14 protein-coding genes and 3 pseudogenes are annotated in these 18,593 nt (G+C 63.3%); 2 read left to right on the top strand and 15 right to left on the bottom strand.

Annotation, left to right across the window (positions count from 1 at the left end):
* Positions 1–70: 70 nt before the first annotated feature.
* Positions 71–586: a DUF3016 domain-containing protein gene (locus AB5975_24860; GenBank protein ID XDR19697.1), complete on the bottom strand. Its 516-nt coding sequence runs from the start codon at positions 584–586 to the stop codon at positions 71–73.
* A gap of 75 nt (positions 587–661) precedes the next feature.
* On the opposite strand from AB5975_24860, the gene AB5975_24855 reads away from it, so the two are divergent.
* Positions 662–1,387 (top strand): metallophosphoesterase, encoded by a 726-nt coding sequence (locus tag AB5975_24855; GenBank protein ID XDR19696.1) that lies wholly within the window; start codon positions 662–664, stop codon positions 1,385–1,387.
* Here AB5975_24855 and AB5975_24850 read toward each other — a convergent pair.
* The gene (locus AB5975_24850) at positions 1,335–1,949 is read right to left on the bottom strand and encodes a LysE family translocator (GenBank protein ID XDR19695.1); all 615 of its coding nucleotides are present in this window, start codon (positions 1,947–1,949) and stop codon (positions 1,335–1,337) included. The genes AB5975_24855 and AB5975_24850 overlap by 53 nt on opposite strands.
* A 115-nt stretch (positions 1,950–2,064) precedes the next feature.
* Positions 2,065–2,874, bottom strand: a complete 810-nt coding sequence (locus AB5975_24845) for an AraC family transcriptional regulator (protein ID XDR19694.1) — start codon at positions 2,872–2,874, stop codon at positions 2,065–2,067.
* 131 nt (positions 2,875–3,005) lie between these two features.
* Here AB5975_24845 and AB5975_24840 point away from each other — a divergent pair, with 131 nt between their 5' ends.
* Positions 3,006–3,629, top strand: coding sequence for a LysE family translocator (locus tag AB5975_24840; protein ID XDR19693.1), 624 nt, complete (start codon positions 3,006–3,008; stop codon positions 3,627–3,629).
* Here the strand turns inward: AB5975_24840 and AB5975_24835 are convergent.
* The 12 genes and pseudogenes from AB5975_24835 to AB5975_24780 form a co-directional block, all read right to left on the bottom strand.
* Positions 3,626–6,080 (bottom strand): annotated as a pseudogene (locus tag AB5975_24835) (autotransporter outer membrane beta-barrel domain-containing protein). The gene AB5975_24840 and the pseudogene AB5975_24835 sit on opposite strands and share 4 nt — an antisense overlap.
* 120 nt (positions 6,081–6,200) lie before the next feature.
* Positions 6,201–6,476 (bottom strand): peptidylprolyl isomerase, encoded by a 276-nt coding sequence (locus AB5975_24830; GenBank protein XDR19692.1) that lies wholly within the window; start codon positions 6,474–6,476, stop codon positions 6,201–6,203.
* A 32-nt stretch (positions 6,477–6,508) separates the two neighbouring features.
* Positions 6,509–8,466: pseudogene (locus AB5975_24825) on the bottom strand (acetoacetate--CoA ligase).
* Between the two features lie 67 nt (positions 8,467–8,533).
* On the bottom strand, positions 8,534–9,013 hold the full coding sequence (gene eco, locus AB5975_24820) for a serine protease inhibitor ecotin (protein ID XDR19691.1): 480 nt from the start codon (positions 9,011–9,013) through the stop codon (positions 8,534–8,536).
* Between the two features lie 55 nt (positions 9,014–9,068).
* Complete coding sequence (hbdH, locus tag AB5975_24815) at positions 9,069–9,839, bottom strand: 3-hydroxybutyrate dehydrogenase (protein ID XDR19690.1); 771 nt, start codon at positions 9,837–9,839, stop codon at positions 9,069–9,071.
* A gap of 10 nt (positions 9,840–9,849) precedes the next feature.
* The gene (locus tag AB5975_24810) at positions 9,850–11,241 is read right to left on the bottom strand and encodes a GntP family permease (protein XDR19689.1); all 1,392 of its coding nucleotides are present in this window, start codon (positions 11,239–11,241) and stop codon (positions 9,850–9,852) included.
* Between the two features lie 269 nt (positions 11,242–11,510).
* Positions 11,511–12,898, bottom strand: a pseudogene (locus AB5975_24805) (sigma-54 interaction domain-containing protein).
* Between the two features lie 19 nt (positions 12,899–12,917).
* Positions 12,918–13,934, bottom strand: a complete 1,017-nt coding sequence (locus AB5975_24800) for an ABC transporter permease (protein XDR19688.1) — start codon at positions 13,932–13,934, stop codon at positions 12,918–12,920.
* A complete protein-coding gene (locus tag AB5975_24795) occupies positions 13,934–14,992 on the bottom strand; it encodes a microcin C ABC transporter permease YejB (protein ID XDR19687.1) in 1,059 nt (352 codons plus the stop codon). Before AB5975_24795 ends, AB5975_24800 begins: the two co-directional genes overlap by 1 nt.
* Positions 14,989–16,857, bottom strand: a complete 1,869-nt coding sequence (locus AB5975_24790; GenBank protein XDR19686.1) for an extracellular solute-binding protein — start codon at positions 16,855–16,857, stop codon at positions 14,989–14,991. Before AB5975_24790 ends, AB5975_24795 begins: the two co-directional genes overlap by 4 nt.
* A 70-nt stretch (positions 16,858–16,927) precedes the next feature.
* The gene (locus AB5975_24785; GenBank protein XDR19685.1) at positions 16,928–17,209 is read right to left on the bottom strand and encodes a peptidylprolyl isomerase; all 282 of its coding nucleotides are present in this window, start codon (positions 17,207–17,209) and stop codon (positions 16,928–16,930) included.
* Between the two features lie 79 nt (positions 17,210–17,288).
* Positions 17,289–18,350, bottom strand: a complete 1,062-nt coding sequence (locus tag AB5975_24780; GenBank protein ID XDR19684.1) for a 3-deoxy-7-phosphoheptulonate synthase — start codon at positions 18,348–18,350, stop codon at positions 17,289–17,291.
* Between the last annotated feature and the right edge of the window lie 243 nt (positions 18,351–18,593).

The following is an 18,593-nucleotide window of genomic DNA, read 5'->3' as shown; positions in this document are numbered from 1 at the left end:
CCATTCCCTGGTACAGGTTGAAGGGCCGAGCATACTATCGGCACCAACACCTGTACCAGTGAAGGGTTTTTCAGGAAGCCGAGTGCGTCGCGAAGCGTTGGCGGAACCAGTCGCTGAGCATGGCCTTTTCGGCATACAGGCGGTCACTGCTGCTGGCGACCCGGCCCGGGCGGCTCAGGTACATCTTGTCGCTGACCCGCTCCTGCGCCTGCTGATCGGGTTTGCCAGGTTGGCTGAGGGTGTAGGTGAGGTCGATGGTCGGCCAGGTGATCTCGCGCATGAAGCGCACATCGTAGGCCTGGCTGTGCCAGGGCTCGAAGCGCCCGGCCAGGTCGATGTCGCGGATGTCGATGACCAGTTGCTGGCCCGGTTGCAGGTAGCGCTGGCCGAGCTGCTGCAGGTATTGGCTGAGGGTTTTCATGACATAGGCGTCGGCACCACGTTCATAACCGTGGCTGTCGAGGCTGGCATCGCGGAATTTTTCCGGGTGGTCGAAACGCACCTCGACCTGCGCGGCCGGGGCACCTTGTGCCATGCTGTCCAGTGACAGCGCCATGAGCACGGCACACACGAGGGCGGTACGCATGATGCACCTCCGGGGCAGATTGCGTGTGCTCCCATTTTACCCCTGGCGTGGCGCTACCAGCAGAGGAAGATTGTAATGGGACGGTTTCGGCGGCTGATCGCCAATATCCGGGGACGGGACCTGGCGGTCGGCGATATCCATGGTCACTTCCAGCGCCTGCAACAGTGCCTGGATGCGGTCGGGTTCGATCCAGCGGTGGACCGCCTGTTCAGCGTGGGTGACCTGGTCGACCGTGGGCCGCATAGCGAGGCAGCACTGGAGTGGTTGGCGCAGCCCTGGTTCCATGCCGTGCAAGGCAACCACGAGGCCCTGGCAATTACCCGCGTGCGCGGTGGGCGGCTGGACCTGGACATGTACCGCGCCGCTGGAGGTAGCTGGTTTCTCGACCTGCCACGGGGCGAGCAATTGCGCTTCGTGGAGCGCTTCGAGCAACTGCCGATTGCGATAGAAGTAGAAAGTGCGGCCGGGCTGGTGGGCCTGCTGCATGCCGACAGCCCGTTTGCCGACTGGGCAGTACTGCGCACCTGGCTGGAACTGGAGGACGACCCCAAGGTGCGGGAAGTGTGCCAGTGGTCGCGGCGGCGGCTGAAGGAAGGCGACACCCAGCCGGTGCAGGGCCTGCGTGCCTTGCTGGTCGGCCACACGCCGGTGCTGGAGGCCAAGCAGTTGGGCAATGTCTGGCACCTGGACACGGGCGGGTGGGCCAGTGGCCATTTCACCTTGATGGACATGCGTACCCTGAAACTGATCAGCCCCGCGCCAGGTGCAGCAACAACGCCCCCGCCAAAACCACCAGCATGACCCCCGAGGCCCGCTCCAGCCACGGCAGGCTGCGGGCGAAGCGCCGCAATACTCGCTGGTTGCCAATGGCCACGGCAACCGCTAGATCCCAGAGCAGTACGATGCTGAACATCCACGCGGCGTAGGCCGTTTTCCAGCCGACGCTGGCACTGGCGACCATGCTGGCCAGGCTGGCATAGAACAGCGCGTTCTTGGGGTTGAGGACGCCGGACAAGAAGCCCATGCCCACATTGCGCCACCAGCCTTGAGCCCGCTGGCTGCCAGCGACTGTGCCCAGGCTGGTTTGCCCGGCATGGCGCAGAAACAGCACGCCGATGTACAGCAGGTAGCTGGCGCCGGCCAGCTGCAGCGTGGTGAACAACAGGCTGCCTTCCTGCAGTACCGAAAGGCCGGTGAAGGCCATGGCGATGAATGCGCCGTTGGCCAGGGCGATGCCCAGGCAAGCACCGCTGGCAGTGCACCAGCCGCTGTTGATCGAGCTGCGCGCGACCAGGAAGAAGTCCGGGCCGGGAGAAAGCAGGGCGAGAAAGTGGGCGAGGGCGATGATCAGAAACTGTTGCATGGGTGGGGCTGCTCTGCGGAAAAAACCGCAGTCTGCTGCCCCGCGTGTTGGGCGTATTGAAGAATATTGCAAACCCCAAAAAGCCAACGCGGCCCCTTGGGGACCGCGCACGCCTTCAATCGCCTCGGTACTGCCCCGGTGTCACCCCCACATGGGCCTTGAACACCCGCTGGAAATGGCTTTGGTCGGCAAACCCAAGCTGGTAGGCCACCTCTGCCAGTGCCAGCCCTTTACTCAACAGCTTTCGGCCGCGATTGACCCGGGCATTGAGTAGATAAGCATGGGGCGTAAATCCGGTCGCTGCGCGAAATGCTCGGATCAGCTGATAGCGCCCAAGCCCAGCCTCCCGCGCCAGTGCTTCCAGGCTCAATCGCGCTGGGTTGAGGTGCTCGATACGCTCGAGCACCTCACTCAATGTCGCGGCTTCCAGGGCAGGGGCCGCTACCAGTGGTGGGTGCGCGGAAAAATCCAGGTCCCCCAGAAAGGCAACCAGCGCCGCATCCTTCTCACTGTTGCTGGCGCGGGAAAACAGCAAACTGTTCAGCTCGCAGAACTGCCGATAGACCTGCGGCGCCCGGCAAATGCGTGCTGGCTCGCCGGCCTCGGTGCCGCTCAGCCCCGACTCCAGGCGCAGCTGCGTCAGCCAGTCGGCATCCACATGCAGCATCTGGTAGCTCCAGGCCTGCCCAGGCTCGGGGTTGCAGGCATGCACACGGCGGGCCGGGACCAGTACCAACGTGCCGGGTGTCAGGCGCTCTTGCCCACCGGCAGCCCCGGTGAAATGGCTGTGGCCGGCATCCACCGCACCGATGGAAAACGTCGGGTGGCTGTGGGCCTTGTAACAGGCGCGGCTATTACAGGCGCGGCGGCTTTCGACATGCGCCAGGGCCGGGTCGCGCCACACGACGGCGTGGGAACGGGGCATTACAGGCTCCTCGGTAGTGTCGGCAGGGTAACAGCTGGCGCATACCCGTACAGTTTTTATCGCTGGCTGTAACTTGACCGCAAGGCGCGACACACGCCGAAATAGGCGCCTGTTGTCAGAGGAAAACAAGAATGGACCTTTCAAGCCTGCTGCTTTTCATCCCTGCCTGCTTCGCTCTGAACATGGCGCCGGGGCCGAACAACCTACTGTCGCTGCACAATGCCAGCCGGTACGGCCTGCGCACCGCCTGTGTGGCTGGTGGGGGGCGCATCCTCGCCTTCAGCGGCATGATCGCCCTGGCCGCCATGGGCCTGGCGGTGGTGCTGCATACCAGCGAATACCTGTTCCTGACCATCAAGGTAGTGGGCGCGGCGTACCTGTTCTACATCGCCTGGCAACTGTGGCGCGCACCGGTGGGCGAGGCCGTGGTGGCCAGCGATCACCCACGCGGCACCTGGCGCCTGGCGCGGCAGGAATTCTGGGTGGCGGCTGGCAACCCCAAGGCCATCCTGATATTCACCGCCTTTCTGCCGCAGTTCGTTTCGGTTGGCAGCACTACGCCTGTGAGCGAGCAGTTCCTTTGGCTGGGCGTATTGTTCCTGTTGCTGGAATGGGCGGCGATCGCCATCTACTCGGGCCTGGGCGCCTACATGCAGCGCTGGTTCAGCCAGCCCGGGCCACGGCGCATGTTCAACCGGGTCAGCGCCTCCCTGCTAGGTTGCGCTGGCCTCGGTTTGCTGGCGGCGCGGCGCTAGAACTGCCAGCGAACACCCAGGTTCACGCCGCTGGCTTCCTGCTGGCGGCTGTCCAGGTTGGCGGTGTACTGCACGCCGCCATGCAGGCTCAGTGCTTCGCTGACCTGCGCCACCACGCCACTTTCCAGTTGCACCGCGGTATAGCGGTAGTCGGTCTTGATCTTGTCTACCCCATCGAAGGTCAAGGTGTCGCGGCCACCGTCGCCGTGCCATAGGTTGACCTGCGCATAGGGCTGCAACAGGCGGCCGCTGCTTCCTGTGAACGCACCTTCCATACGCACACCCAGGCGGCCGGTCAGCTCAACCTGGGCGTCATGGCTAATGCGCGAGACGCTGTCTCTGGCGCTGTCGAGCGATACCTTTTGCGCGATCAACTGAGCTTGCGGCTCCACGGTCCAGCGTTCGGACAGGGCGATAGGGTAGCCAGACTCCAGCGAAGCGGTCCAGGCATGGCCATCGATGTTCAGCTTGTCGCCACGGTCGGAGCGCGCCCGGCCATCCAGGCGGGTGTACTGCAGCACCGTATCCAGGTATTCGCCTTGCGGCCCAACCAGCGTCCAGTAGGCGCCCACACTGTCGCCATCGAGCTTGAGGTCTCCCACCCGGCGGTCCTGCACGGCCAGGGCGAAACCTTTGACGTCGGCGTCCAGGCGGCTGTGGCTGACGTACAGGCCGACATGCTGGCGGTAGCCGTTGTCGCCCACCTTGGCATACAGGTCCTGGCCCACCTTGAAACCGTACAGGTCGCCATCCAGGCTCGGGTTGACCGTACCGCTCCATTGCTGGCGCAGTGCGCCGCCATAGGCCTGGCCCCAGCTGGCGGGCAGGGCGCCGTCAGCTTTGAGCAACTGCTGGTCACCCTGGCGCTGGTGGAATGTTCCTAATGCCTGACGGGCGATGATCGCGGCACCTCTGGCGCCGCGGCATACACCGGGACTTCTGGGCGATACAGCGGCAGGCTTTCGCCCTGCACTGGAGCAGGCAGGTCGACCTGGCCGGGCGCTGGCGCAGCAACGGGTAGAGTGGCGGCTGGGGCGACCACCGGTGGCGTGCCCGGTTCGTTTGGCTGGCTGGGTTCGGTTGGCTGTGTAGGTTCGCCAGGTTCCGGCACGGGTTCCGGTAAAGTAGCCGGAGCAGGTGGCGCGACCAGGGTGGAGCGCAGGTACCAGCTGTTTTCGCTACCTGCCGTCACGCCCCCTTTGAACAACCGGTAGTCGAAGGCACCGGCCGAAAGCGTCTGGGTCTGCACGAATGCGGTGGCCGTGCTGGTAGCGCCATCGCGGGCTTCGACCACCTGGATGCCGTTTTGCGTGGTTGCCGCACCTGCACCCTTGAAGTTGTTGATGAACATCTGGGTGGAGCCACCAATGGCCCCCCGGCTGACCACCAGGCGGTCGGAAGCTGCGTCATCGCCTGCCAGCACGCTGTTCAGGCGCAGGGTGCCGTTGTTGCCGGTGTAGTCGCCCTGGAGGGTCAGGCGGCCCCGCGCGTCGTTGCCACTGCTCAGGTCGATGGTGCCGGCGTTCACGACCGATGCCTTGTTCTCAACTTGAATACTGACGATGCTGCCCTGGCGGCTGATCAGCGTGCTATTTGCATCGATTTGCAAGGTGCCGGTGCCCGTGGCGGGGATCACGCGTGGCTGGGTGGCGCCCACGTCTCCCAATGTCAGCGTGTCGTTGAGGGTAAGCTGGCTGCCTTGCTTGAGGGCGATGGACTCCCAGTTGACGTACAACGCACCTTTGCCGACCTGAGCCTGCTCGAACGTCAACGTGTCGGTACCGGTGCCGCCGTCCAGGGTAACTGTTGAGTTGCCGAGGTCCAGGGTGCGTACCGTGGCTGTGTCATTGCCGTTCTCCAAGATGATTCTTTTACCGACCTGTCCCCCCGTCCAGGTAAACACATCGTCATCGTTGCCAGTCCGTATTTCGCCTTTGAGCGTGCCGCCGCTGATGGTTATCTTGTCAACGCCGCTGCTGGTACTGATATCACCGCCGATGGTGCCGCCAGTCATAATGATCGTGTCGTTGCCAAGCCCGCTGACAACATTGCCAACAACGAGGGTTTCGACCCCGAGATCCTGGGATATTTCAAGGAAGTTGTCAGCGAGCTTGAGGTCTATTCGGCCAATGCTGCCGCCTTTGAAAAAGGCCGAGTCACCGTCTTCGAATGCGCCCGTGATGGTGCCGCCGGTCATGCTGAACGTGTCGAAGTCACCGCCTTGATTCAACGACCCTAGCGTGCCGCCAGACATGTTGAATGTGTCTTGGCCATTACCTTGCTGCAATGACTGAACCGTTCCGCCCGTGGGGTAAATTCATCAGCGGCATTCGTCTGCACAAGGGCGCCAAGGTTTTCACCGGCTGAAACCGTCAGGGATTGGGAGTGAGCCAACAAAGGCAACGTCAGTAGGGGCAATGCGACAGGCAGCAGCAAGCGGTGGCATCGCATACACAGGTCTCCGTGCCCATTGAAGGAGCCACAACCTGAAGCGACGCTTCGGCCCTGCCTGTGTTGTATGTAATGTGACGTGATGGCACAACTGGCAAAAATGCTAGGTGCCCGTTGCTGTCAATCGCGGTAGAAGGTTTGCACCAGGTGGTAGCCAAACTTGCTTTTGATTGGCCCGTGGACCACGCGTAAAGGCTTTTTGAAGATCACCTGGTCGATAGCGCCGACCATTTGCCCAGGGCGCACTTCGCCCAGGTCACCGCCGCGCTTGCCCGAAGGGCAGAGAGAGAACTTTTTCGCGAGCACATCGAAAGCCTCGCCATTGGCGATGCGCTGCTTGAGCTTTTCGGCTTCGTCAGCGGTCTTGACCAGAATGTGGCGGGCTTGGGCTTTCATGGGCTACCTGTGCATCGGAAAAAAGGACGGCATTATGCCTGCTCGCGCAATTCCACGCGATCACGAAACTGCTCCAGTGCCTCTGGGTTGGCCAGGGCATCGGTGTTCTTCACCGGCAACCCGTGCACCACGTTGCGTATCGCCAGCTCCACCAGCTTGCCGCTGATGGTGCGCGGTATGTCGCTGACCTGGGCGATCACCGCAGGTACGTGGCGGGGTGTGGTGTACTGACGTATCACCTGGCGAATGCGCTGGCGCAGGGCGTCATCCAGTTGCAGGCCTTGGTGCAGGCGCACGAACAGCACCACCCGCACATCCCCGTGCCAGTCCTGGCCGATGGCCACGCTTTCCATTACCTGCTCGACTTCTCCACCTGGCGGTAGATTTCCGCCGTGCCAATGCGCACGCCGCCAGGGTTGAGCACGGCGTCGGAGCGACCGTGGATCACCACGCCCCCGCTGGCACGTTGCTCGGCATAGTCGCCCTGGGCCCACACCCCCGGAAACTGGCTGAAGTAGGTGTCGTGGTAACGGCTACCGTCCGGGTCATTCCAGAACCCCAGCGGCATGGAGGGAAAGTGGTGCGCGCACACCAGTTCGCCTTTTTCGTCCACCACGGCATGGCCTTGCTCGTTCCACACTTGCACCGCCATCCCCAGGCCCTTGCACTGAATTTCGCCACGGCGCACCGGCAAAGTCGGGTTGCCCAGCACGAAGCAGGAAACGATGTCGGTCCCACCCGACATGGACACCAGCCACAGGTCGGCCTTGATCTTGCCGTACACGTAGTCATAGCTGTGAGGTGACAACGGCGAACCGGTGGACAGCAGCAGCCGCAGGCTGCCCAGGCGGTGGCTGGCGGCAGGTTCAAGGCCCGCCTGCTCCAGTGCTGCCAGGTACTTGGCACTGGTGCCAAAGGCGTGGATGCCTTCGGCGTCGATCAGGTCCAGCAGGCGCTCGGGGCCAGGGTGGAACGGTGAGCCGTCGTACAGCACCAGCGTGGCCCCCACCGCCAGGCCGCTGGCCAGCCAGTTCCACATCATCCAGCCGCAGGTGGTGTAGTAGAACAGCACGTCATCGGCCTTCAGGTCATTGTGCAGGCCGTGTTCCTTGAGGTGCTGCAACAGCACGCCACCGGCACGATGGACAATGCACTTGGGCACGCCGGTGGTACCACTGGAGTAGAGAATGTACAGCGGGTGATCGAAAGGCAGCGGGGTGAAGCGGGGCTCGCCGCCGGGTTGGAAGAAGTCATCCCACAGGCTGACGTTGGTTGCCTGGAACTCGTCGGCGCGTGTACCGCTGCGGGTATGGGGCACCACGATCAGCTGCTCCAGGCCGGGCAACTGAGCGCACACCTGGTTGACCTTGGCTACTTGCTCGATGGCCTTGCCGGCGTATTGGTAACCGGCGCAGACAATCAGCAGCTTGGGTTCGATCTGGCCGAAACGGTCGATGATGCCGTGCACGCCAAACTCGGGCGAAGAGGTGGACCAGACCGCGCCAATGCTGCTGCAGGCGAGCATGGCGACCAGTGTTTGCCAGGTGTTGGGCATGACGGCGGCCACCCGGTCGCCGGGGGCGATACCAATGGCCTTGAGCGCCGTTTGCAGCCCGGCGACCTGTGCGGCCAGTTCAGCATGGGTGAACACTTCACGTTGGCCGTCTTCGCGCACGGCGACCACGGCCGGGCGGTCGTCACGGCGGCGCAGCAGGTGTTCGGCGAAGTTCAGGGTGGCATTGGCGAACCACTGTGCATCGGGCATCTGCGGCCCTTCGCTTAGCACTTGGCTCGGCGGAGTATGCCAATGAACGTGGAAATACTCGGCAAGGGTTTGCCAGAAGGCGGGCCGCTGCTCGATGCTCCAGCTGTGCAGCGCATGGTAGTCGTTCAGTTGCAGGTTGTAGCGCAGGTTGACCCGGCGGCGGAAGGCATCCATCCGGCTGGCCTCGATTTGCGCCGTAGAGGGGCGCCAGAGCACATCGTTCATGCCGAACCTCCTGAAGCCTGCAAAGCCCTCATCGCCGGATTGCCGGCGATGAGGGCACCCTCAAGATTTACTCTACGTTGGCCTTTTGCACATCCTGCGACGCCGACCACACGCGGTAGCGCACTTCGACATCCTTGGGCACATAGACCACCACCGGCAGCTTGCTGTTGTAGCGCAGCAGGAAGCCGTCACCGACCACCGGTACGAAGGCTTCGGTCTTTTTGCCATCTGGGCAGGCCATCAGCGTACTGGCCGGGCCGCTGACTTTGTCCAGGCGGTAGTAGTTGTAGCCCCAGCCTTCCAGGGTGCGTTCTTCCAGGCTGCCGCCCAGGCGCTGGCGATTGCAGTCGACCTTCAGCGTTTTGCCAGCGAGGATTTCGAGTTTATAGGCCGATTCATCGGCCTGGGCCGGCAGGTGGATGACCTGCCGGGTGAAGCCTTTTTCCGCTTCTGGGTAGGGGGCGACGTCCTTCAGGCTGGCAGCCATCGCAGGTGCGGCGGCAGCCAGGGTCAGGGCCAGAATCGCGGTCATCGGGGTTGGGCGCATAGGGCCTCCTTGCAGATAAACGAATGCGAGACCACCGCCAGGCCCAGGCCGCCCGTCACTGGGCCAACCAGCCACCATCGACGTTCCAGGCGGCGCCGCGAACCTGGCTACCGGCCTCGCTGCACAAGAATAGTACCAGTTCACCCAAGTGCTCGGGGGTAACGAAGGCCAGGGACGGTTGCTTTTCTGCCAATAGATCGTGTTGCGCTTGCAGTGGATCGCCACCGTTGGCGGCACGATCGTCGATCTGTTTCTGTACCAGCGGGGTCAATACCCAACCTGGGCAGATCGCGTTGCAGGTGACCTTGCTGGTGGCGGTTTCCAGGCCTACCACCTTGGTCAGCCCGACTACACCGTGCTTGGCCGCCACGTAGGCTGCCTTGCCGGTCGAACCCACCAAACCATGCACCGAAGCGATGTTGATGATGCGCCCCCAGTTGCGCATGCGCATGCCCGGCAGCGCCAAACGGGTGCCATGGAATACGGCCGACAGGTTCAGGGCAATGATCTTGTCCCAGCTTTCGGTGGGGAACTGCTCCACCGGCGCCACATGCTGAATACCGGCGTTGTTGACCAGAATGTCGACGCCGCCGAATTGGCCTTCTGCTAGGTTGAACAAGGCCTCGATCTGGGCCACGTCCGACAGGTCTGCCGGGTGATGGACCACCTTCACCCCGTGCCGGGCAATCTCGGCCATGGCCGGTGCCGGGTCGCCAAAGCCGTTGAGCACGAGGTTGGCACCCGCGCGGGCCAACACCTGGGCGATGCCCAGGCCGATGCCGCTGGTGGAACCGGTGACGAGTGCAGTCTTGCCGTTGAGGGTCATGCGAAGCTCCTTAAACGATGCCGGTGGCATAGAACGTGGCGATGACCACGAACACCGCCAGGGTCTTGATCAGAGTAATACCGAAAATGTCCTTGTAGGCCTCGCGGTGAGTCAGGCCGGTAACGGCCAGCAAGGTGATCACCGCGCCGTTGTGTGGCAGTGTGTCCATACCGCCACTGGCCATGGCGGCCACCCGGTGCAGCACTTCGAGCGGGATGTTGGCGGCATGTGCGGCGGCGATGAAGGTATCGCCCATGGCCGCCAGGGCGATGCTCATGCCGCCCGAAGCAGAGCCGGTGATGCCGGCCAGCAAGGTCACGGTGATGGCTTCATTGACCAGTGGGTTGGGGATGCCGCGCAGGGCATCGGCCAGTACCAGAAAGCCCGGCAGCGAGGCGATCACTGCGCCAAAACCGTATTCCGACGCGGTGTTCATCGCCGCCAGCAGCGCGCCGCTCACCGCGCTTTTGGTGCCTTCGGCCAGGCGTGTGCGAATGGCGCCGAAGGCGCACACCAGCACCATCAGGATGCCCACCAGCAACGCCGCCTGCACGGCCCAGATGGCGGTGAGCTTAGCCACGTCGCTTTGTACCGGCGCGCTCATGCCTGGCAGTTGCAGGCTGTGGCTGGGGCCGTACCACTGGGGGATCCAGTGGGTGAACAGCAGGTTCATCACCCCCACCAGTATCAGCGGCGAGAGTGCCAGCCAAGGGTTGGGCAGGGTCAGGTCGGCAGCGGTTTCTGGCTCGTTGCGCAAGTCGGTGCCATAACCTTCACCGGCGCGCTGGGCCTTGTTGCGTTGGCGCTGCAGGTAGGCCATGCCGGTAAAGAACACAAACAGCGTGCCGATCAGGCCCAGCCAGGGCGCAGCCCAGGCGGTGGTGTTGAAAAAGGTGCTGGGGATGATGTTCTGGATCTGTGGGGTGCCGGGCAGGGCGTCCATGGTGAACGAGAAGGCGCCCAGGGCGATGGTGGCCGGGATCAGGCGTTTGGGGATGTTGCTTTGGCGGAACATTTCGGCGGCGAACGGGTACACCGCGAACACCACCACGAACAGCGACACACCGCCGTAGGTGAGCAGGGCGCAAACCAGCACGATCACCAGCATCGCCTGGCGCGTGCCGAGCAGGCGGATGGCCGCCGCGACGATCGAGCGAGAGAAACCGGACAGCTCGATCAGCTTGCCGAACACCGCGCCCAGCAGGAATACCGGGAAATACAGTTTGATGAAACCGACCATTTTCTCCATGAACACCCCGGTGAATGCGGGGGCCACGGCGGATGGGTCGGTAAGCAGGACGGCGCCGAGGGCGGCGATGGGGGCGAACAGAATTACGCTGTAACCGCGGTAGGCAGCCAGCATCAGCAGGGCCAGAGCGGCGAGAGCGATGAGCACGGTCATCGGGGTGGGTCTCCTGGGTGAGTCTTGTTTTTATCGGTTTGCAGGAGGTAGCGGGAATCGTGCCAGTTTTTAAGTCATTGAAATATAAAGAAAAATTGTTTTTGTTGAGCGTTTTGTCTCTCTTTTGAGATTTTGAGGCCGCTTTGCGGCCCATCGCGACACAAGGCCGCTCCTACAGAAGGGCGCGTTTCCCTTGTAGGAGCGGCCTTGTGTCGCGATCGAGGGCGAAGCCCTCGCGACAATCTCAAAATTGAAACATAAATCTCCAATCAGAGACCGAGTGCCACCATTTTCTTGTACAGCGTTGACCGACCCAGCCCTAGCGCTGCCGCAGCTTGCGGCACAACGCCCCCATGCTCTGCCAATGCCTGGCCAATCAGCTGGCGTTCAAACGCTTCGCACGCCTCGCGGTAGGTCTGCCGCACAGGCGCAGGCGCATCCGCCAGCGGGCTCAAAGGCCCCAGCGCCGCCCGCAAATCCGCCGCTTCCAACCGGGGCTGATCCGCCAGCAATGTTGCGCGCTCCAGTACATTGCGCAGTTCGCGAATGTTCCCCGGCCACGCATGCATCGCCAGCAGGTGCTGCGCGTCTGCCTCCAGTTCGTACCGGCTACCCAGTTCACCCAGTATGGCCTCGCACAGCGCCGGCAGGTCCTCCAGCCGCAACCGCAGCGGCGGCACATCGATCGGCAGCACATTCAGTCGGTAATACAGGTCGGCCCGGAACGCCCCACGGGCCATGGCGGCCTGCAAGTCGATGGAGGTGGCGGCGATGATGCGCACGTCACTGCGCAGCATCTGGTTCGAGCCTACCGGCTCGTATTCCTTCTCCTGCAGCACCCGCAGCAGCTTGCTCTGCAGGGCCAGCGGCATGTCGCCGATCTCGTCGAGGAACAACGTGCCGCCCTCGGCCAACTGCAACTTGCCACTGCGGCCTTTGCGGTCGGCACCGGTAAATGCACCTGGCGCAGTGCCGAAGAATTCGGCTTCCAGCAGCGTTTCGGGATTGCCGCGCTGTTGATACTGACAAAGGCTTTGTGTGCCCGCGCTGATGCGGCATGGATGGCGTGGGCCAGCAGCTCTTTGCCGGTGCCGGTTTCGCCCAGCAGCAACACCGGCGAATCGCTGGCCGCGCCACGCCGGGCGCGGCGCTTGGCTTCCAGGCAGGCAGCGCTGCTGCCAACGAACTGGGCGAAGCTGTACTTGGCCTGGCGGGCGCGCAGTTGCGAGCGGGTCGAGGCCAGTTCCTGCTGCATGCTGGAGTAGCGCTTGAGCAGCGGTGACAGGCTGCGCAGTTCGTCGAACAGGGCAAAGCCGATAGCGCCGATCAGCGTGCCTTGGTCATCGTGGATGGGCAGGCGCATTACCACCAGCGGCTCATTCGGGGTGTCGAGCATGTCCAGCAGAATCGGCCGGCCATTACTCACCACCTCGCGCATCAGGCTGCCGGGGATCACTGTTTCACACGGCTGGCCGATGGCACTGGCCGCGTCGGCCAGGCCAAAGCGTCGGGCGTAGCGCTCGTTCATCCAGACGATGCGTGCCTGGCGGTCGACGATCACCGTGCCTTCACTGGACTGCTCGATGATCTCGAACAGCGAGCGGATCGCCAGTTGCCGTACTTGTGGGTAGTCCTTGAGGCTGTCGCTGTCGTGCATGGGTAAAAATCCTGAAAAATCATCCTCGAGGATCGAACGCCTCGCGCAGGGCATCCCCGATAAACACCAGCAGCGACAAGATCACCGCCAGCGCAAAGAACGCGGTAAAGCCCAGCCATGGCGCCTCCAGGTGCTGCTTGCCCTGGGTCACCAGCTCACCCAGCGAGGCGCTGCCCGCCGGCATGCCAAAGCCAAGAAAGTCCAGCGCGGTCAGTGTGGTAATCGCCCCGGTCAGCATGAACGGCACATAAGTCAACGTGGCATTCATGGCATTGGGCAAGATATGCCGCAGCATCACCTGGCTGTCCGGCAGCCCCAGCGCCCGGGCGGCCTTTACATACTCAAGGTTGCGCCCACGCAGGAACTCGGCGCGCACCACGTCGACCAGGGTCAGCCAGGAAAACAACGCCATGATCCCCAGCAGCCACCAGAAATCCGGCTCGACAAAGCCGCTGAGGATGATTAGCAGGTACAACACCGGCAACCCCGACCATACCTCCAGCAAACGCTGGCCGAGCAGGTCGACCCAGCCGCCGTGGTAGCCCTGCAGAGCGCCGGCCACCACACCGATGAGCACGCTGACCACGGTCAGGGCGAAGGCGAACAGCAGCGATACCCGCGTGCCGTACAGCACCCGCGCCAGCACGTCACGGCCCTGGTCGTCGGTGCCCAACCAGTTGCTGGCACTGGGCGGGCTGGGGGTGGGTACCAGCAGGTCGTAGTTGGGGGTATCGGCGCTGAACGGGATAGGCGCGAACAGCATCCAGCCGCCCTGGCCTTCGATCAGTTGGCGCACATAGGCGCTGCGGTAATCGGGCTGAAACGGCAGTTGCCCGCCAAACTGCTGCTCGGTGTAGCGTTTGAGCGCCGGTACATACAGCTGGCCTTTGTAGCCCAGCAGCAGTGGCTTGTCGTTGGCCACAAGCTCCGCCCCCAGGCTCAACAGCAGAAGGCCGGCGAACAGCCACAGCGACACCCAGCCCAGGCGGTTGCGGCGAAAGCGTTGCAGGCGACGGCGCGATATGGGCGAGAGCATCAGTGCGCCCTCGTGTCGAAGTCGATGCGCGGGTCCAGCAGGGTGTACGACAGGTCCCCGATCAGGCGAATCAGCAGGCCAGCCAGGGTGAAGATGAACAGCGTGCCGAACACCACCGGGTAATCTCGCGACACGGCTGCTTCATAGCTCATGCGGCCCAGGCCATCGAGCGAGAAGATCACTTCGATCAGCAGCGAACCGGCGAAGAATACCGTGATCAATGCCTGCGGCAGGCCAGCCACCACCAGCAGCATGGCATTGCGCAGCACATGGCCATACAGCACACGGTGCTCGCTGAGGCCCTTGGCCCTGGCAGTCACCACATACTGGCGGGAAATCTCGTCGAGGAAGGCGTTCTTGGTCAGCAGCGTGAGGGTGGCGAAACCACCGATCACCAGGGCGCCGACCGGCAACACCAGGTGCCAGAAATAGTCCGCGACCTTGCCCAGCAGGCTGAGCTCGTCGAAATTGTCCGAGACCAGGCCACGCACCGGGAACCAGTTGAGCGAGGTGCCGCCGGCGAACAGCACGATCAGCAACAGGGCGAAGAGGAACGAGGGCAGGGCGTAGCCAATCACGATCAGCGCGCTGCTCCAGGCATCGAAACGGCTGCCGTGGCGCACTGCCTTGCGAATACCCAGCGGGATCGACACCAGGTAAGTGATCAGCGTGGCCCAGAAACCCAGCGACAAGGTAACCGGCAACTTGTCGAGGATCAGGTCGGTCACCTTCGCTCCGCGAAAGAAGCTGTTGCCAAAATCCAGCCGGGCATACTGACCCAGCATCAGCCACAGGCGTTCGGGGGCGGACTTGTCGAAACCGTACTGGCGCTTTATCTCATCGATCAGTTTTGGGTCCAGGCCACGGGTGGCGCGGGATTCACCATGCACAACCTCAGCCCGCGCGCCGGGTGCGCTGCCACCGAGGCCCTGCAGGCGCGCCACGGCCTGCTCCACCGGGCCACCCGGCGCGGCCTGGACGATGGCGAAATTGACCAGCAGGATTGCCAGCAGCGTCGGAATGATCAGCAACAGGCGGCGCAGCAGGTAGGCGGTCATGGCGAGGCCTTCCGGCGTTCGGCCATTTGCTCATTGGTCAGCGCGGTGGGGCTTGCCTCCCACCAGGTGTCCAGGCCTTCGTCATAGGCGGCCTGTACCTTGGGCAGGCCGAAGCGGTTCCACCAGGCGGTGGAGCTGCCCGGTGGGTAGTAGTTGGGGATCCAGTAGTAGTTCCATTGCAGTACCCGGTCCAGCGCATGGGCATGATGCAGCATGTCGGCCTGAGTTTCGGCCCGCACCAGGCCGTCGATCAGGCGGTCCACGGCGGGGTCCTGCAACACCATCAGGTTGTTCGAGCCAGGGTCGTGCGCGGCCGTCGAGCCGAAGTAGTTGTACAGCTCGGCACCCGGCGACAGGGTGACCGGGTAGCCGGTGACGATCATGTCGTAGTCGCGCGCCATCAGCCGGTTGACGTACTGGGCCGAATCGACGTTGCGGATGTTCAGGGTGACGCCGATCTGGGCCAGGTTGCGCTTCCACGGCAACAGCAGGCGCTCCATGCCCGACTGGCCGTTGAGGAAGGTAAACGCCAGCGGTGTGCCCTGGCTGTTCACCAGGCGGTCGCCTTCAGGGTGCCAGCCGGCTTGTTCGAGCAGGGCAAGGGCCTGCAACTGCTGCTGGCGGATGATGCCCGAACCATCGGTAACCGGGGCGGTGAACACGGTGGTGAAGACTTCGTCCGGCACCTTGCCGCGCAGTGGCTCAAGCAGCTTCAGCTCGCTGGCATCGGGCAGCTTGCGGGCAGCCAACGGGGTGTTGGAGAACACACTCTGTTGGCGGATGTACATATTGCGCATCATCTGCCGGTTGCTCCACTCATAGTCCCACAACATGCCCAGCGCCTGACGCACACGGCGGTCCTTGAACTGCGGCTGGTCGAGGTTGAACACGAAGCCTTGGGCCACCTGCGGCTTGGCCGGGCCCAGGTGAGCGCGTTGCAGACGGCCGTCGTCCAGTTGCACGCCGTTGTAGCCCAAGGTGTAGGCGGTGGCGGAGAACTCGCGGTTGTAGTCGTAGCCACCGCCTTTGAGCACTTGGCGCGCCACTTCGGTGTCGCCGAAGTACTCGATGCGCCACTTGTCGAAATTGTAGCGGCCTCGGCTGGCGGGCAGCTCACGCGCCCACCAGTTCGGGTCGCGCTCGAAGGTGATGCTGCGGCCATTGTCGATGCGCCCGATGCGGTACGGCCCGCTGCCGACCGGTTTGTCGAAGCCGGCACCGTTGGCGAAGTCGCGCTGTTGCCAGTCGTGCTCGGGCAGCACCGGCAGGCTGGCGAGGTCCAGCGCCAGGGTGCGGCCGTGCTTGGGTTTGAAGTCGAAACGCACGCTGCGCGGGCTTTCCACGGTAACGCCGGTGACGTCGGCGAACTGGGTGCGGTACTTGAGGCTGCCCTTGCTCATCAAGAGTTCGAAGGTGAAACGTACATCGTCGGCACGCACCGGCTTGCCATCGGCGAAGGTGGCGCGCGGGTCTATTTCGAAACGCAGCCAGACGTCATCGGGCCCGCGCTCCATGCGTCGGGCAATCAGGCCATACACGGTGTAGGGTTCATCGAACGAGCGCACGGCCAGAGGCGCGTAGAGCAAGCCATCGACTTCGCTGACGCCGATACCCTTGTCGATGTAGGGGAGGATGTGGTCGAACTGACCAATCTCGATGGCCGAGCGGCGCAGGATGCCACCTTTGGGGGCGTTGGGGTTTACATAGTCGAAATGCTGGAAGCTGGCGTTGTAGCGGGGGGCTTCACCGTAGACGGTGAGGGCGTGGGAGGGGGCGGCCTGCGTGTTGAATGCGAAACAAAGCAGGAACAGGCAACACAGAACCTGTAGGAGCGGGTTTACCCGCGAATGCGTCCATCCATGCAACCTTGTTGCCTGATCTGGCGCATTCGCGGGTAACCCGCCCCCCACAGGGACATGAGCAGCTACTGGCTACTTAGTCCTGGCGGCTGGTCACTTCCAGCAGGTGGTAGCCGAACTGGGTCTTCACCGGGCCTTGCACGGTGTTGACCGGGGCGCTGAACACCACGGTGTCGAATTCCTTGACCATCTGGCCTGGGCCGAACGAGCCCAGGTCGCCGCCCTGGCGGCTGGACGGGCAGGTAGAGTTGGCTTTGGCGATTTCAGCGAAGTCGGCGCCTGCTTCGATCTGGGCTTTCAGTTCGTTGCATTTCTCTTCGCTGCTGACCAGGATGTGGCGGGCGGTTGCACGGGCCATGGGTACTGCTCCTTGGGGTAAAAAAGCAAGCCTAGCGCACTTGCTTGGGGTATGTCTCGCCAGGCTTGCAACCATCGGCCTAGAGTTTTTGTGCCGCCTCGCGCAACAGGGATTCGGTCGAAGCCCAGCCCAGGCAGCCATCGGTAATCGACACGCCGTATTTCAGTGCGCCCTTGCCCAGCGCCTGGCAACCCTCGAACAGGTGCCCCTCGATCATCACGCCGACCAGCGAACGGTCGCCGGCCAGACGCTGCGCCAAAACATCATTGAAGACGGCCGGCTGGCGCGCCGGGTCCTTGCCGCTGTTGGCGTGGCTGCAATCGACCATGATCCGTGCCTGCAGGCCGGCTTTGGCCAATGCCTGGCGGGCCATGGCGATACTGTCGGCATCGTAGTTCGGGCCTTTGTGGCCGCCACGCAGCACCAGGTGTGTGTCCGGATTGCCCAGGGTATCGATGATTGCCGGGTGGCCCTGCGCATCCATGCCGAAGTGGCGGTGCGAGTGGGCAGCGCTGCGCATGGCGTCGCTGGCGATGGCAATACCGCCGTCGGTGCCGTTCTTGAAGCCCACCGGCAGCTCCAGGCCACTGACCATTTCGCGGTGGATTTGCGATTCGGTGGTGCGTGCGCCAATCGCGGCCCAGGCCAGCAGGTCATCGAAGTAGCCGGCGGCCATCGGTTGCAACAGCTCGGTGGCGATGGGTAGGCCGCGCTCGATCATGCTCAGCATCAGCCCACGGGACAAGGCAAGCCCCGAGTGCATGTCGTCGCTGCCATCCAGGTGCGGGTCGTAGGCCAGGCCTTTCCAACCCACTGTGGTACGCGGTTTTTCGACGTAGGCGCGCATCACCAGCAGCAGCTTGTCATCGACTTCGCGGCTGAGGGCGGCCAGGCGGTCGGCGTATTCCAGGGCTGAGCGAGGGTCGTGAATCGAGCAGGGGCCGACGATGACCAGCAGGCGCTGATCGCGGCCTTCGAGGATGTTGCGGATAGCCTGGCGATGGGCCTGGACTTGCTGGGCCAGTTCGCTGGGCAGTGGCATCTGCTGCTTGAGCAGGTGCGGGCTGGGCAGGCGTTTGCTGACGGTGGTGTTGGCCGCTTGCGGCTGGGTCAGGGGCAGGGCGAGGTTGGAAGCTTGCATGGCGTTTTTCCCTGGGCGGACGGCGGGTTCAAGCCCGCGTGGTCGGCCCTATCGAGGTGTTCGACAGATCGTTGAATTCGTATTGGCTGCTGCATTGCCACCTGTAGAGGACCGATCGGAGGCGGCAGGCTGGCCCGAACGGGATTGGCTAAATCGCCAGGCATAGGTGTTTGCGTAGTAGTAAGTGGCGTAGTTCATGAATCTGTCCTCAATGTGAATCGGTGTTGTTCAAAGGCCTGAAAA

The organism is Pseudomonas putida (assembly GCA_041071465.1).
In the GTDB taxonomy this organism is placed as follows: Bacteria; Pseudomonadota; Gammaproteobacteria; order Pseudomonadales; family Pseudomonadaceae; genus Aquipseudomonas; species Aquipseudomonas putida_P.
This window is presented reverse-complemented; position numbering and strand designations above follow the sequence as displayed.